The 16641-nt window shown below is 33.5% G+C and carries 14 protein-coding genes and 1 tRNA gene; 6 read left to right on the top strand and 9 right to left on the bottom strand.

All coding sequences use genetic code 11. From position 1 onward, the window contains the following. Positions 1–26: 26 nt before the first annotated feature. The 3 genes from uvrB to JYK00_RS06670 all read right to left on the bottom strand — a co-directional run bounded on the left by uvrB (position 27) and on the right by JYK00_RS06670 (position 5622). Positions 27–2021, bottom strand: a complete 1995-nt coding sequence (gene uvrB, locus JYK00_RS06680) for an excinuclease ABC subunit UvrB (protein ID WP_207566144.1) — start codon at positions 2019–2021, stop codon at positions 27–29. A gap of 1 nt (position 2022) precedes the next feature. After that, positions 2023–3687, bottom strand: coding sequence for an Rqc2 family fibronectin-binding protein (locus JYK00_RS06675; RefSeq protein WP_207566143.1), 1665 nt, complete (start codon positions 3685–3687; stop codon positions 2023–2025). A 90-nt stretch (positions 3688–3777) separates the two neighbouring features. Next, positions 3778–5622, bottom strand: a complete 1845-nt coding sequence (locus tag JYK00_RS06670) for an ABC transporter substrate-binding protein (RefSeq protein ID WP_207566142.1) — start codon at positions 5620–5622, stop codon at positions 3778–3780. A 310-nt stretch (positions 5623–5932) separates the two neighbouring features. Here JYK00_RS06670 and JYK00_RS06665 point away from each other — a divergent pair, with 310 nt between their 5' ends. The 5 genes from JYK00_RS06665 to JYK00_RS06645 all read left to right on the top strand — a co-directional run bounded on the left by JYK00_RS06665 (position 5933) and on the right by JYK00_RS06645 (position 8953). Then, a complete protein-coding gene (locus JYK00_RS06665) occupies positions 5933–6709 on the top strand; it encodes a hypothetical protein (protein ID WP_207566141.1) in 777 nt (258 codons plus the stop codon). A gap of 83 nt (positions 6710–6792) precedes the next feature. Then, a tRNA-Ser gene (locus JYK00_RS06660) sits at positions 6793–6883 on the top strand. Between the two features lie 71 nt (positions 6884–6954). Further along, positions 6955–7401: a ribosome maturation factor RimP gene (locus JYK00_RS06655; RefSeq protein ID WP_407701730.1), complete on the top strand. Its 447-nt coding sequence runs from the start codon at positions 6955–6957 to the stop codon at positions 7399–7401. Positions 7402–7436: 35 nt separating this feature from the next. Continuing rightward, entirely contained in the window at positions 7437–8471 is a 1035-nt protein-coding gene (gene nusA / locus JYK00_RS06650) for a transcription termination factor NusA (protein WP_207566139.1), read from the top strand. 29 nt (positions 8472–8500) lie between these two features. After that, positions 8501–8953: a Fur family transcriptional regulator gene (locus JYK00_RS06645; protein ID WP_207566138.1), complete on the top strand. Its 453-nt coding sequence runs from the start codon at positions 8501–8503 to the stop codon at positions 8951–8953. Here the strand turns inward: JYK00_RS06645 and JYK00_RS06640 are convergent. The 6 genes from JYK00_RS06640 to JYK00_RS06615 are packed head-to-tail and all read right to left on the bottom strand — an operon-like array spanning position 8857 to position 14791. Next, on the bottom strand, positions 8857–10098 hold the full coding sequence (locus JYK00_RS06640) for a ComEC/Rec2 family competence protein (protein ID WP_207566137.1): 1242 nt from the start codon (positions 10096–10098) through the stop codon (positions 8857–8859). The two genes, JYK00_RS06645 and JYK00_RS06640, sit on opposite strands and share 97 nt — an antisense overlap. Positions 10099–10105: 7 nt before the next feature. Then, the gene (locus tag JYK00_RS06635; protein ID WP_207566136.1) at positions 10106–11314 is read right to left on the bottom strand and encodes a 2,3-bisphosphoglycerate-independent phosphoglycerate mutase; all 1209 of its coding nucleotides are present in this window, start codon (positions 11312–11314) and stop codon (positions 10106–10108) included. A gap of 20 nt (positions 11315–11334) precedes the next feature. Next, on the bottom strand, positions 11335–12219 hold the full coding sequence (gene lgt / locus JYK00_RS06630) for a prolipoprotein diacylglyceryl transferase (protein WP_207566135.1): 885 nt from the start codon (positions 12217–12219) through the stop codon (positions 11335–11337). A gap of 11 nt (positions 12220–12230) precedes the next feature. Further along, positions 12231–13547 (bottom strand): hypothetical protein, encoded by a 1317-nt coding sequence (locus JYK00_RS06625; RefSeq protein ID WP_207566134.1) that lies wholly within the window; start codon positions 13545–13547, stop codon positions 12231–12233. A gap of 12 nt (positions 13548–13559) precedes the next feature. Further along, the gene (locus JYK00_RS06620; protein ID WP_207566133.1) at positions 13560–14171 is read right to left on the bottom strand and encodes an MnhB domain-containing protein; all 612 of its coding nucleotides are present in this window, start codon (positions 14169–14171) and stop codon (positions 13560–13562) included. Then, positions 14159–14791, bottom strand: coding sequence for a winged helix-turn-helix transcriptional regulator (locus tag JYK00_RS06615; RefSeq protein ID WP_207566132.1), 633 nt, complete (start codon positions 14789–14791; stop codon positions 14159–14161). The genes JYK00_RS06620 and JYK00_RS06615 overlap by 13 nt, the downstream gene beginning before the upstream one ends. A 107-nt stretch (positions 14792–14898) precedes the next feature. Here JYK00_RS06615 and JYK00_RS06610 point away from each other — a divergent pair, with 107 nt between their 5' ends. Beyond that, entirely contained in the window at positions 14899–16626 is a 1728-nt protein-coding gene (locus JYK00_RS06610; RefSeq protein WP_207566131.1) for an NAD+ synthase, read from the top strand. Positions 16627–16641 lie beyond the last annotated feature (15 nt).

Below are 16641 nucleotides of genomic sequence, written 5' to 3'. Positions count from 1 at the left end.
TTCTTTGCAAAGCTTTCCTTAATTATTTATCGACTATTACGCAATATTTTTAATTTTTCACGCACTTCAAATAACTCGTCACGTAACCTTGCAGCATCTTCATATCTCAAATCCGCAGCTGCTCTGTACATTTCTTCCTCAAGAACAGCAGCATATTCTTCGAGAGACAAAGATTCCTTAAGTGACAGCACCTGTTTCATTTCTTCTTTATATTGCTCTTCTTCCTCCATAAATGGTTTAAATATCTCAGTTGAAAGTGCCTTCACTATACTTCTTGGAATTACTCCATGTTTTTTATTGTATTCCAGTTGAAGCTTTCGTCTTCTATTAGTTTCATCTATAGCTCTTTTCATAGAAGGTGTTATTCTATCAGCATACATCAGAACTTTCCCATTTTCATTTCTTGCAACTCTTCCTATGATTTGAATAAGAGTTGTTTCACTTCGTAAAAAACCCTCCACATCAGAATCAAGAATTGCTACAAGCGAAACTTCCGGTAAATCGAGCCCTTCTCTTAAAAGATTCACACCCACTACCACATCTACATCTCCTCTTCTAAGTTTTTTCAGCACTTCTACTCTTTCTATCGTATCCAGCTCAGAATGAATATAAAGTGCATTTACTCCTATTTCAATAAGATGTTCCGCCAAACGTTCTGCCATCTTTTTCGTAAGCACTGTTACAATAGCTCTTTCATCATTTCTTTTCAATTTTACAATTTCATTAATTAGATCATCTATTTGATTTTTTGTAGGGCGTACTTCAACTTCAGGATCAACAAGTCCTGTAGGCCTTATAATTTGCTCAACAATTTGCTGGGAATTTTTTATTTCAAAATCTCCAGGAGTAGCAGAAACAAATATAATTTTATTAACCTTTCTCCAAAATTCTTCAAATTTTAGTGGTCGATTATCAAAAGCACATGGTAACCTGAATCCATACTCTACCAAGTTCTTCTTTCGTGAATAATCACCATTATACATGGCACGCAACTGAGGGACGGTAATATGTGATTCATCTATGAAAACTAAAAAATCTTCTCCAAAATAATCCAGGAGAGTATACGGAGCTTCACCTGGACGTCTTCCATCAAAATGTCGCGAATAATTTTCTATACCATTACAATAACCTATAGCTGATAGTAATTCTAAATCATTTAACGTCCTTTGTTTTAATCTTTCTGCTTCAAGATTTTTTCCAAGTTTTCTAAAATGCTCCAGTTGATTGTTTAATTCCTCTTTTATGTTTTCTATAGCTTTTCTTATTTTTTCCTCAGTAGTGATAAATTCTTTAGCTGGATATATGATAACTCTATCAAGTTTTTCTAAAACATGTCTGTCTATAGGATCAAAATGATAAATAGTTTCTATTTCATCGCCAAAAAGTTCTATCCTTATACCTTCATCCTGATATGTAGGAAATATCTCGATAACATCTCCACGAACTCTAAAACTTCCTGTCAAAGAAGCATCTTCTTTTCTTTCATAACCTATTTTAGCTAAATGCCTGGTAAATTTACCTATGTCTAAAACATCACCAATCTTTATTGTGTAATTTAAATCACTAAAATCACGAGGATCCCCACAATTATAAATAGCTGAAACGCTTGCAACAACTATTACATCTTTTCGAGTGATTATAGATTTTATAGCACTCATTCTCATCCTCGCTATTACTTCGTTTATATCTGCATTTTTTTCTATGTACAAATCCTTTGTAGGAATGTATGCTTCCGGTTGATAATAGTCATAATAACTAATGAAAAATTCTACTCTGTTTTCCGGGAAAAAAGACTTAAATTCTGAATAAAGCTGCGCAGCAAGCGTTTTATTAGGAGAAATAATAAGAGTTGGTTGCTCAACCTGAGCAATAACATTAGCCATTGTAAATGTTTTCCCGCTTCCTGTAACTCCGAGCAATGTTTGCACACGATAATTATTCTTCAAACCATTAACCAGTTTTTTTATAGCTTCAGGCTGATCGCCTGAGGGTTCAAAGTCAGAAACTAACTTAAATAACATGTTAAAGCCTCCTTGGGCTTACCATTAAAGTTTTGTAATTTTCGTAAAACACCATACCAGGTTTAAGCCCTTTTATTTTCTTCACATACTTTGCTTTTGTATAATCCACTGGAACTTTTGCCGAATCTTTTCCTTTACTATAACCCGCTGCAAGCGAAGCGGCAAATAGCAGTGTATCATCATCAAGTTTCTGGCCACCTGTTTTAATCAAAACGTGTGCTCCCGGTATCTCATGAGCGTGGAGCCATATGTCATTATCTGAAGATAATTTTACAATTTTATCATTTTGTTTGTTGTTTTTTCCTATTAGTATTTTAAAACCATTATGTATAATTTCCCTCGGTTTAGAAATTGCATCTTTTTGTTTTCTGTGCTTTGCTGATTTTAAAATTCCTGAACTTATCATTTCACCCCTAATTTCCTCCATTTCCTGCTCTGTTTCCGCTTCCAAAATCGTATACCAGAGCTGGTATAAATATTCCAGTTCTTTTTCAATCTCTTCAAGTCTTTTTGTGATCCCTGATCTTTTAGTCTTAAATTTATTGTATTTTCTAAAATAATGCTGTAAGTTCTCTATAATCGTAAGATTTCTTTCCAGAGGAACTTTCACATAATCTTCAGTTTCCCAATCATAAAGCGTTACCATATTTTGATTTTCTTTTATTTGATAAAAATACGCTTTCAATAGTTCTCCCCATTTTTTGTATTTTTCCATATTTTCAGTTTCAGACAATTCTTTTAAAAGTTTATCCTTTACATTTTCCAATTTATCGATGTTTTTTATAACTGCTTTCTCAAGCTGGAGTTGTTTTTGAATAAAAATACTCTTTCTTTCTTTCCATTGAAAAAATACATTAATTCCTTCAAAAACGTCTGAAAAAATTTCATAATCCAGATTCAGTGCTTTTAAAGGAAAGGCCGATATTTCATATGGCTTATCATCAGCATAGTACAAATACAACTTTCCCTTCTTAAACTCATCAATTAATTGTTTTATTACATGTATAATTATTTCCTTTTCTTTTTCGTTAAGTTGGGAAACGGGCTTGTTTTCCAGACCTGCCCTATGGAGCACTTCCATAGATGTTAATTTTGAAAATCCCTGAATATTCTCATAAATAAAATTCAAAAGAGCTTTGTTGTTATTATCCGAATTTTCAAACAACTTATGTGTTATATTTTCAGGATTGAGCTTTTGAAGAGGAAATACCAGAAACGGCTCTCCAGGGTAAATATTTCTGTATTTTGTTCTTACTTTTTTATAAGCTTCAAGGATTATACCATTTTCAACTAATATAATGTTTGAATGTTTTCCCATTATATCTATGTAAAGTTCATATCGATGACTTTCACCTATTTCATCTAATTTTGTCAAAACCATTTTCCACGTCCTTTCATATCCATATTGAAGCAATTTTTCCACTCGAGCATTTTTCAATCTACTTCTCAAAAAACTTACAAACGAAGTGAGTTTAAGATTATCGGGGATATTTCTTTTTTCAACAGTAATATATGAATAATTAGGATTCAATGATACTTTTAAATCCATATTCTGAAAACTAAAATAAACTATATTCTTAACAGCGAATACATTTCTTAACGGAAACCGCATAATCCTGTGAATTTCTTCCTGTACCCTTTTCATAACAAAACCATCGTATGCCATACCACTTTTCACCCTCCTGATAAAAAAGTATACCATATAAAAAAAGCGGCCCACAACCGGGCCGCCTTCCAAACACAATTATAATAATTATCATTTACCTTCGAAATAATATGCGTAGTAGTCATCACCTGGTCTCATCGGATTATGATACCAACCTTTGAGCCATTTTCTGTGTACACGAACTGCAATTGGCTGGTAAAGTGGTACACTTATAGCATTTTCAACAACAAACTTTTGGACCTTTGCGTACAATTCTGCCCTCTTTGCAGAATCAATTTCTGCAGAAGCAGTTTCGATAAGTTCGTCGAGACTTTTACCGCCAAGTTCCGGTCTTGGAGTACTTACAAATTCTCTAAATTTTGCACCCTGTCTTCCGCTGTAGTCACCTTTTGAATCATAGTATGTGAAAATGAAGTTATCTGGGTCTGGGAAGTCTGCAAGCCAGCCGAGAATGAATATTGGAAGTTCCCCACGTTTTGTAGCATCAAGGAATGTTGGCCACTGTAATCCAACAACGTCTATCTTAATTTTTGGTGAAAGCATTTCAAGATACATCTTAACCATTTCTGCTGCTCTCTGACGTGCTTCGTTTCCAAGGTTGTACGCTACTCCAAACTTGAATCCTTTTTTCCATGCCTCTCCATTCCACGCCTGCATAAGTTCCTGCCTTGCCTTAACCAGATTGAAATTGTAAAGTGGAAGTGTAGGATCATATCCGAGTAATCCTTCTGGAAGTGCCGTTGGAACTCTCTTACCAAAACCTTTAAGCACATCACTTATAATGGCATCATAATTTATAACGTATGCAATGGCCTTTCTTGCGTGAACATCGTTGAAGAAATCAAGTGGTATACCATTTCCATCGAGTTTTCCACTGCCTACATACTTACTTCCTTCTCTTATAGTCCAATTAAACGCAAGAACCGTTACGGAAAGTGTTGGAAGTCCTTCAATTATTTCAATGTCTGGATTTCCTCTTACCTGATCAAGATACTGTGTTGGAATGTATGCTATATCAGCATCGCCTTTTTCAAGCATGGCTTTTCTTGTTGAGAACTCGTCGATACCCCAGATTATAACCTTTTTAATCTTTGCAGGCTCTCTCCAGTAATTTTCATTTGCTTCAAGAACAACTTTTTGTTGTGTTCTATCCCATTCCACGAATTTGTATGGTCCAGTTCCCATTGCCTTGTCGTAAATTGGTGATTCTTCTTTTCTCTGATCATACCATTTCCACCATGTGTCTGCCTTACCATCCCATAATCCAACTTCTATACTCCATTCTTTGTCAAGAATTGCACTCCAGCTTGAACCCTGTGCAAGAATATTAAGGAATGGAGAGTATGGCCTCACAAGATGGAACACAACGTTATCTCCATCAACTTCTATAGCAGGGTCTATATAGTCAGTATAAACTTTAACAAACACATCTTTGTATTCTGGAAGAGGCTCTCCATTTTCATCTACAAGTTCATCGTAAGGTTTGCCTGCTACTTCTTCTACTAAATCAGCCACACTGTATTTTCCAAATATAGCATACCAGAGCATCCACATTGGACCACCTGCAGGACTGTAGAGAAGACCTCTTTCGAAACTGTACTCAACATCTTCCGGTGTAAGATCGTTACCATTGTGGAACTTAACGCCTTTTCTTATTGGGAAAATGTAAGTTTTGCCACCATCGGTGATAAGGCCGTTTTCAACACTTGGTACCTCTGTAGCAAGCCTTGGCAAAAATTCACTGAGGCTTGAACCTTTGTACTGGATTAGGTTTTCATACACCTGATAAATAACCTCTCCGCTTGCTGTGTCATATGCAAGATGAGGATCAAGTGTGTCTGGTTCACCTATGGTAGCATCAACAAGCACGTTTGGGTCTGCTGCAAACAATACAACTGCTACCAATACCGCTAAAAACACCAATACCTTCTTCACAAAAATCCCCCCTCTTCTGGAGTAGTTAAAGCCACACATTGGTTATTATACCACACGTTTTACAATAAAATCAACCATTTTACAAATACATCAACTTTGCTACAGGCAAATTATCCACACGAAAATCACGTGTAGTCACAAATAATTGGTATTTTCTTGATATTTTGATTATTTAGCTTCTCTAAAAATTACCAAATTGTAAATAGGATTTATTAAAGTATACATTTATATAAGATTTGCAAAACTTCAACTTAACAAAAAACTTATATCCACGTCTCAAATGTCCGATAAAATTTCTGGAGGTGATAGTATGAACATGTTAATTAGTAAAGAAATACTTAACATGTTTTACCAGACAAAAGTTCATTTTACAAATGTCATTTCTCCAGAAAAAAACAGAAGAAACTTCTCTTTAAAAGGTAACAAGTTCTCAAAAAAGCTTAAAATTGAGATGATTTTAAAAAATGAACAGAAAATTAACTCCGAAAACAATGCAGAATTACAGTTTTTGAAACTAATTTTAGAAATGTTTTTCAATATCAAAGATGAAAATTCTCAACGGCTCTTTAACAAACCAGGTAATAGTAAGACTTATAATTCTTTTGCACTCATAGAAGCAAAATTTTTAAAAACAAGAAGTTCATTTACACTTTCAAAACCAGGTATTATCCGCGAAAAATTATCACAGCAAATTTTAAATTTCAATTTAGAGATTGTTTTAAAAAACAAAAGAGGAAAAGATTTTTCCTTATTCTATAACCTTTTTGTCACCAGAACGATATATAGCAGATTTAAAATAGAAAAATACACTGAAAACACCATGAAATTTAAAATTCCAGAAGATATTTTAAAAAATCTAAAACTCTTTAATTTTAATAATTTAAAACACAAACACAGTATTTATACAAAGAAAGACATATTACTATTAGATTCCCTGGAAATGTTTTTTAAATTAATCAAAAATCTGGAACCCATTTATCAATACCCAAAAGTAAATTTAAAAGAGGTTTCACCAACCGCGTACAACTTGTTAAGTAAAAAATCTACAGTTATTTTCGTCCTAAATATTGATTACAATGTAAACTGACAAATTTCAAACTTTCCAGGTTGTACCTTCTGCCTATTGCAATTTTAAAAGTTCTATGTTAAAATATTAGACGGTTTTAAAATGGAGAGGTGGCCGAGGGGTCGAAGGCGCACGCCTGGAGAGCGTGTGACGTCCGAAAGACGTCCGTGGGTTCAAATCCCACCCTCTCCGCCAAAACGGAGAATGGTACCGGGACTTGGGTCCCGGTTTAATATTTATCGTAAAAAGAGGTGAATATTATGAATATAGCTCATATAAAAAAACAGGTAACAAAAATTGCAGACAAAATTGTCAAAGAGGTTGGATTGGAACTATTTGATGTAAGATTCTATAATAAATCAGGAAGATGGATCCTTGAAGTAATAATAGATAATCCTTCTGGATATATAAATCACTTAGATTGTGAAAAAGTGTCCAGAGCTTTAGAAGTAGAACTCGACAATCTGGATCTTATTACCAAACGATATTACCTCGAAGTATCTTCGCCTGGTCTTGATAGACCCTTGAGAAATAAAAAAGATTTTGAGCGTTTTAAAAATCATCTTGCTAAAATAAAGACTAATGAAAAAACATATATCGGAAAAATAGTTGACGTAAATGATGAAAGAGTTGTATTAAAAAACCAGAAACAAGGAGAAATTGTAGTGGAATTTAAAAATATAAAAAAAGCAAATTTAGAGATAGAATTTTAATTTTAATAATACGTGGAAATATAGGAGGTGAAGTAATGAATTTAGGGTTACTGGAAGCATTAGAACAACTTGAAGAAGAAAAAGGTATAAAAGTAGACGAAATAATTCCAATATTAGAAAAAGCCCTCATAAGTGCATATAGAAAAGACTATGGCGGGGAAAAAAACGTGGAAATAATAATTAATAGACAAACAGGAGAAATAGAAGCATACCAGCTTCTTGAAGTTGTTGATAATGTTGAAGATGAGAAAAAACAAATTTCACTCGAGGAAGCCTTGAAAATAAAATCAGATGTAAATATCGGAGACATAGTAAAAAAAAGATTAAATGTAAAAAAGTTTGGACGAATAGCTGCACAAACAGCCAAACAGGTTTTAATTCAAAAAATTAGAGAAATAGAAAAAGAAAAACAATATGAAAAATATTCAGAACTTGTCGGAAAAATAACCACTGCTGAAGTTGTAAGAGTCACTCCAGACTGGGCTGATATAAGAATAGGAAAACTTGAGACTCGACTTCCGAAAAAGGAATGGATTCCTGGCGAAGAAATTGAACATGGTTCTCTAATAAAGGTCTATATAAAAGAAGTCAAAAAAGATAAAAAAGGACCAAAAATTATGGTAAGTAGAACATGTGAAGAATTTGTAGCTGGGTTGTTAGAACTTGAAGTTCCCGAAATAGAAAATGGTGTTGTAGAAATTGTAAAAATTGTTAGAGAACCTGGAATCAGAACAAAAGTAGCTGTGCGTTCAAACAATCCAAAAGTTGATCCAGTGGGTGCATGTATAGGTGAAGAAGGTATACGTATATCTGCCATATTAAAAGAATTGAAAGGTGAAAAACTTGATATAGTAAAATGGTCAGATGATCCTAAAGAACTCATCGCAAGTGCGTTACAGCCCGCTTCTGTAATAGAAGTTGACATTTTAGATGCAGAAAATCAAGCCTCCCGTGTGATAGTTCCGCCAAATCAGTTATCACTTGCTATAGGAAAAGGCGGCCAAAATGCAAGACTTGCGGCAAAACTCACAGGATGGAAAATAGATATAAAGCCAATAATGAATATATAAACAAAGTTATAACTTAAGGAGGAAGAAAAATGTACATAGAAACACTTAAAAAAGAGCTCAAAGAAAGAAAATATAGAATGACACCACAAAGAGAATTAGTATTAAAAGTTTTCATGGAACACGATGCAGAGCATCTTGGAGCCGATGATGTTTACAGAATTTTATTTTCAAAAAAGCATTCTGTAAGTAAAGCAACCGTTTATAGAACCATTGATCTCCTGGTTGAATTTGGTTTTCTAAGAAGACTCGAGTTTGGTGAAGGTATATATAGGTACGAGCTTGCCAAAAAAGATAAATTACATCATCACTTTGTCTGCAAAATATGTGGAAAAATATACGAAATAAAGGAAAGTTACCTTGAAAATCTTAAAAACTCACTTGAAAATCAGGGGTTCGTTTTCGAAAATTTTGATTTAAAAATATATGGAATTTGTCCAAAATGTGCGAGAAAAAGCAAAAAGAATCCACTCAGGAGAAAATAAGTAAAAATATTTCCAGGAATTTTTGGAAACTTTGACAATATGTAAGAAACACCCTCAAGAAATATCACAAATGGTTCACCAGCTTTTAAAATAAGCAACGACATTGCATTTAAACCTAATTGATAAAAAATAAAAGCAAAAGTAAGAACGTAAAGAGTTATTTGAACTGGTATCATTACAATTAACGTGCCAAGGATTGAAAAAGGATTCACATTTGAAAATAGTGCTAAATATGGAGCACTACCTAAAAAACCACCTAAGGGTGAAAGATATTTGTTTTGTACACTCAATACACCAAATGTTGCAAAAAAGGTCATATAGAAAGAAAGAGAGTATACAATGTCTGGTTCAAAAAATATAAGGACAATTCCGACAAAAGAAAGGATTTCCAGAACGTCAAATTTAAATTCCAAAATTTCTATAAAAATAGCAAAATAAAGAAAAATAAGTGCTCTGATAGAAGGTAAATTTAATCCTGTTCCTATGACAAAAAAAGTTGGCAATATTAAAGCAAGCAGTTTTTTTAATCTTTTATGATACAAAATAGAAGATACAAAAAACAAAGAAAAACTGTACATGATACTTACATGAGCGCCTGAAATACTGAAATAATGATACAACCCACTTTCAGAAAATATTTCAGAAGCTATCTTACCACCGTACAATCCTGGATAAACGGGATTTATCGTGGATGAATAATTACGGAATTTTTCTGCTCTTTCATAAATTTTTGAAAACAAAGATACTGGATAAGGAGAAGTAAGAATTTTTTCCTTATCCAGTATTATTTTTGGATAGCCATTTCCTTTCAGAAACTTTCCGTTATAATATACAATCCATCCCAAAGGTATTTTTTTATATATTCCAACCGCTTTTCTTAACTTTTGCCATTTTCTCAAATAAACTTTTCCGTATACAACTGACAAATTTCCCTTAGCTTGGACAACCCTACCAACAAACTCATATTGCCCATCTGTTATTTGTGGACCTGAAACAATATTAACAACTAAATAAAAAGTTAGTGCCAGGGCTATCTTAGGATGTCTGTACAAAAAAAGTGGAACGATCAAAAAAATTTTTGGCATTATAAAAAGGGCGCTTGAAAGCGCCCCTAAAATAGAAATCAAAAAATAAATTACGAGCATATCGCCTTTATGCCCCAAATTTCTTGAGTCTACCAGCGTAAGCAAGAGCAAGCGTCATAATATCCACCGCTTTAATAGTACCAAGTGTTCCTCTTGCACATTCGTATTCATTAAATCTATCTGAAAGGCCTCTGCGTACAAATTTTGCTTTTATCATAACAGGAACTGGGTGGAAAGAATGAGATTTCATAAGACATGGTGTAGAATGATCACCTGTAACTATTAATACATCAGGTTTAAGGCTCAAAAGTTTTGGAAGTACACTATCAACTTCTTCTATAACTTTTACTTTCGAGTCATAATTTCCATCCTCACCATAAGAATCTGTCTTTTTTACATGTATATAAAAGAAATCGTATTCTTTCCACAATTTTGCTACAGTATCAAATTCCTCTTCCACAGTTTGCCCGGTTGAAACTACATCCATTCCAACAAGTTTGGCTATTCCTTTATACATAGGGTACACAGCAACAGCGGCAGCTTTTAATTTAAATACTTCTCCGAACTGAGGAAGATGAGGATGCTTTGAAAAACCTCTAACAAGAGCGAAATTCATTCTTGACTCTTCTTTTAATACTTCTTTTATTTTATCCAGTAATATATTTATTATTTTAGCCGTTTTTTCAGAATCAGAAGAAAGAGCTGAAGTGTACTTAATAGGCTTTCCTTCTTTTTGAGGATCTGCATCTTCCAGATTATCTCCCAATCCCTCTCCTGTCAATTTTAATACAAATCTATGTTCCTTTCCCGGAAAAAACCTTATTTCCACATCTTCTATTTTTGTTATTTTTTCATTTAAAAGCTCAACAATTTTGGCACTCTCTTCTGAACTTGGTCTCCCGGCTCTTCGATCTATTACTATACCATCTTTAATTGTAGCAAAGTTTCCACGCGCAACTACATCTTTTGGTCCCACTTCCACATTACTACCAAGAGCTTCTAATATACCTCTTCCTATCTGGTACTTTATTGGGTCATAACCAAAAATCCCCAGATGTCCTGGTCCACTCCCAGGAGTTATTCCAGGAAGTACAGGAATAGATTGACCCAGTTCGCTTTCTCTTGCTATAGCGTCAAGATTCGGTGTATTAGCTCTCTGAAGAGGAGTTAAACCAGATTCATCAGGGATATCCCCTATACCATCCATAACAAGTAAAACAATTTTCGAGTTATTTGGCGATATCAGACTCTTTATAAACTCATGCCTATCTACCATAAGTTCACCTCCTAAAAAAATCATTTATCTATCGCAGCTTTTTTGTTTTTTCGCAAATAAAGAAACATAATTAATCCTAAAACAATAAGAACAATACTCACAAGTTGCGCAATTCTCATGTTGCCAAGATATAAACTGTCAGTTCGCAATCCTTCTATCCAGAATCTATTTGCTGAATACAGTATAAAATACAGAGCTGTTGTTTCACCATTGCTTTTTTTTCTTAAATCATAATTATAAAGCACTAAAAAGATAATAAAATTTCCAACACTTTCATATAAAAAAGTAGGATGAAACTTAGAAAAGTTTTCCAACCCAAGAGGTCGATTTGCAGGTGGAATATACATACCCCACGGTAAATCTGTTGGAGATCCAAAAGCTTCGTAATTAAAAAAGTTACCCCATCTTCCAATAGCCTGACCTAAGGGTAGTACACTTGTAAACAAATCGAGACCCTGTAAAAAAGTAAATGTACAATTTTTCTTTAATCTTGTATATAAAAACGTAGATAAAATAGCTCCTATAATGGCTCCGTGAATAGCAAGTCCTCCATGCCATATCTTAAATATCTCTCCGGGATATTTTGAATAGAAATCACCCCACATAAATATGACATAGTAAGTTCTTGCACCTATTATGGCAGCTATAATTCCCCAGAATATTGCCTCGTCGACATGGTCAGGATTTATTTTGTAACGCTCAAGTCTTCTCCTCACAAGCGCATATCCCAATAAAATCCCACTGACTATCAATAAACTGTACCATCTTAGTTCAAACCAGCCCAACTTGAATATATACCTTTTTAAAAGAATTTGCCCTGAAAACACCTTGCCAAGAAAAATATATAATCCAATTAGTGCAACAATCCCCACAACTAAAACAAATAATCTCATTAACCTTTTCAAACAAATCCCTCCTATTTTCTCCGTCTCTTATCTTTTTCATAAAGAATGGAATATACATAACTCACTTTAGAAAGTTTTGTCTTGAGTTCTTCGGGAAATTCTATATACCTCCAGAATATTTCTCTAATCTCTTTTTCAAGTTTTTGAACACCTTTTGCCTCTTTTGCCAACCACAAAATATAATTCTTTATGAAATAATCATCAGGCCGTTCTTTTATCTTATTATTAACAAGGTAGTTATATATTTCACCAGTTAATCCTTCTTCCATCCAATGTCCAAAAGCTAATTCTTTTGATGCTTTCCATCTATAATCACCTAACGCCTGAACCACAGAAACCCATAAATTTTTGCCAAACATAGGAATAACAACACGGCCTCTTCCAGTACTAAAATTCATACCCTCAAAAGGTTCCCAGCAAAAACCAATATCACCATACCCAGGAATCAAAATAAAATATGGCGGAAATCTCACAGGAACTCTATCCAATTTTCGCATAAATATAGTATAATCGATGGACTCAATCTCAGATACAACACGTCTAACTTCTGCCTTCGTTCCCCACTTTTGAACATTCCTTAAATACAGAGTAGCAAGCGCCGGAAAATTATTCCCAAGTCTTCCTATAGATTTCTTTACCATTTGCTTTATAACAAGTGGTTCAGTAAAAACTTCCTCTTTATTCTGTGAATGAAATTCTCTTGAGCCAAGTTTATTTTCAGCATCTTTCAATTTATTGAAAATAATATGTATCTCTTTATCAATTTGCCTTAAAGCATTACACGTATCAGTAACCTGCTGAATAATCATCAATATTCCACTATGATACGGACCATCACTTTCGATACCTTTCACAAGCTCTTTTAACTTTTCTTCCAGAGTTTGTCTTTCTTGTAATTTCTCTTCATAAACTTTTTTTATCTGGGTTATATTTAACGGTGCAACGACTCTCTTTGTTTCTCTAAGTTCTTCAAAACTACTCGGAGTTACTTTTCCAGACTTAACTGCTATCAACCATTCATCAACATAAAAAAAATCTTCTTCTTGCTCTGAAAATGGAATGTTTTTTAACTTTTCAAGATCAGCTTTTAATAAATATTTGGTATCCACAAGCCCGTATCTCAGAAATAACCTCTTTTCTATCTCTGAATCCTCAGAAATATTATCAGCTATAAAATCGTAAAGCTGCCAGAACACTTCCACAAACTCTCTTTTCAACTTACTATTTGAAAATTCTTTTTCGAACTTCATTTTTATTTCAAGAAAACGCATTGCAAGTTCTTTATCGACACCTTTTAAAAGTTTTTCGACAAACTCTATACGAATCATCTCCTTTCGTCTTCATATTATTCCTCTATGTTTTATAAAACTATAAAGAATTATCCAGGTACCCAACATAACTTTAAAGTAAATTAACAAATTCAAAAGAACTATATGATAATTTTCCAGAAAAGTCAAAAGTGAAATTACAAAAATTATTATTAAAAACACTTTCTCAACTGTTCTAATTTTTAAACTAACAAACATATGTTCAAATTCCTGAAATGTTGTACTCAGCGCAAATAAAAGAAGTCCAGTTCCACCTGCAACTCCCGCTGAAAATCCACCACCAGGTGATTTGTGTCCAAACATCGCAAGGTAAAAGGAAGCGAGAAGAGTTAAATAACTGGAAAATCTCAAAAATAATCTTATGTGCTCATCGTGAACAAAACTCCTTCTTATCTCCATAGAAAAATTGAATATATAAACACCTAAAGCTGCTATTGAAAAAATAATCACCTCAAAAATAGTATCGTAAAGTCTATTTTTCAAATAAATTTCTGTCACCATATTTGGAACACTGCCAAAATAAGAAAAATCCACATAGTAATTGGATTTCTCAAAAATTAACATCATCAAAAAAAAGAAAATCAAAACGAAAGATAATATTTTAAAAACTTTTATCCAACCCATATGAGTTTTATAAAATCCTCCTCTATTTTAAACCTGTAAATATCCCTATAACCTTTTTTCAACGCTTTTTCTACCATTTTCTCGCCATTTTTAAAAGAAGCTATTACCAGGGCTTCTATTTTTGCAAAATCTCCCAATTTAACAACCGGAATTCCGTTGATCCTATTCCCTATTTTTTCGATATCGTCATCGAAAAAGACAGAAACAATATAATTTTTCTGCGATAACAAATCTGCCAATATATTGCCAACCAAACCTGCACCATATATACCGATTAGTTTCTTTCCTTTGAGTTTGAGAAATATATTTTCAAGCTGAGAATTAATCATTCCATAAAGCTTACTTATTTCATCAAAGAAAAGCAACCTCAAATAATTCATTTCCGATAAACCTTCCAGAGTCAGTTCATAAACATAGTGTTTCCCTTCTTTTCGCTTAACCAATAATCTATCTTTCTCAAAGTCTGCTATATACTTGTTAACCAGAGAAGGTACTATCCCAACATATTGAGAGATCTCCATCTGGGATGCTTTTTGATTTTTATTTATATACGAGAGTATTAACAATTTTCTATATACAGTCGATGGAATAAAAAAATGGAGTTCCTTTAATTTTATCAAAACATTGCACCTCCTCCCGCCCCTCCAGTCAAAATTATACCACGAATTACCTTATGATATAATTTAGTTGTAATGTTCCATAAAAATATTACGGAGGCGAAAACAAAATGTATTTAAGGATCACTTTAGCCCAATTAGATGCTGTACTTGGTGACTTTGATCATAATGTAGAGAAAATAAAGAAAGCAATAGATATTGCCGAATTGGAAAGATCAGACATACTCATTTTCCCGGAATTGTTTTTAACTGGATATCCTCCAGAAGACTTGATTCTAAGAACATCTTTCCTAAAAAGAAATATGCAGGCTCTAAACAATGTTATTAATTATACAAAAAATAAAAATACATTAGTTCTATTGGGGTTTATAAACGTAGACACTGATGCACATAACGCCGCTGCCATAATACAAAACGGAAAACTACTCGGAGTTTATCATAAACATTTGCTCCCAAACTACAGTGTATTTGATGAGCGCCGGTATTTTGCACCAGGCGACTCTCCAACAATTATCTCATTAAAAGAGGCAAAGATAGGTATAACAATTTGCGAAGATATATGGAGCCCCATAGGCCCCATGCATGAAGAGGTCCTCGAAGGTGCTCAAATTATAATGAATCTTTCAGCCTCGCCGTATTACTATGGTAAAAGACAGTTAAGGAAAAATTATGTCTCACAAAAAGCTTATGATTATCATTGTCCCATTGTATATTGCAATCTAATAGGAGGACAGGATGAATTAGTATTTGATGGAGGAAGTATAGTTGTTGATTCTAATGGTAATATTGTAGCTGAAGGGAAACCTTTTGAAGAGGATATTATAACAGTTGATCTTGAAATAGAAGAAAACTTGCGCTCCAATTTACACGATCCCAGAAGAAGACATATTGAAAAAGGATATTTTTCTCCTCCAGTGTTTATAAAAGCCGAAGGGAATTTTCAACACAAAAATTTAAAGGTAACAGGTAAAATTAGTTATAACATGACAAAAGAAGAAGAAATTTTCAAAGCACTTGTATTAGGACTAAAAGATTATGTAAGAAAAAACGGATTTATAAAGGTAGTTTTAGGCCTTAGTGGCGGTATGGATTCATCTCTTGTAGCTGTAATAGCTGTAGAAGCTCTTGGAAAAGAAAATGTAGTTGGCATTCTTATGCCATCAATGTACAGCTCTGAACATAGTATAAACGATGCGAAAAAACTTTCAGAAAATCTTGGAATAGAACACCATATAATTTCCATCTCTGAAGTATATCATTCCTATGAAGAAGCTTTGGAAAACATCTTCAAAAATTATCCCAGAGATATAACTGAAGAAAACATTCAGGCAAGAATAAGAGGAAATTATCTAATGGCTCTTTCAAATAAATTTGGATACCTCGTTTTAACAACCGGTAACAAAAGTGAAACAGCAACTGGATATGCTACTTTATATGGCGATATGGCAGGGGGCCTGTCTGTCATAAAGGATGTTTATAAAACTGATATATACAAAATTGCTGCATGGTATAACTCCTGGAAAGGCAGTGAAATAATACCTGAGAATATTTTTATTAAACCTCCAAGTGCTGAATTAAGACCAGACCAAACAGATCAAGACACACTTCCACCATATGAAATTTTAGATGAAATTTTAAGGTTATATATAGAAGAAGAAAGAGCAGTGGAAGAAATAGTCGAACGTGGTTTTGAAAAAGAAACTGTTAAATATGTTGCTCGCCTTGTGGATAAAAACGAGTACAAAAGAAGGCAGGGACCAATAGGAATTAAAATCTCAAAACGAGCTTTTGGAAAAGATAGAAGAATGCCTATAACAAATAAATATAGAGAATGGTAAAATTGGCGAGAGTTA

This window comes from Thermosipho ferrireducens, assembly GCF_017358165.1.
Classification (GTDB): domain Bacteria; phylum Thermotogota; class Thermotogae; order Thermotogales; family Fervidobacteriaceae; genus Thermosipho_B; species Thermosipho_B ferrireducens.
The sequence above is the reverse complement of the archived record's forward strand: the minus strand, read 5'-3'. Positions and strand labels throughout refer to the sequence as shown.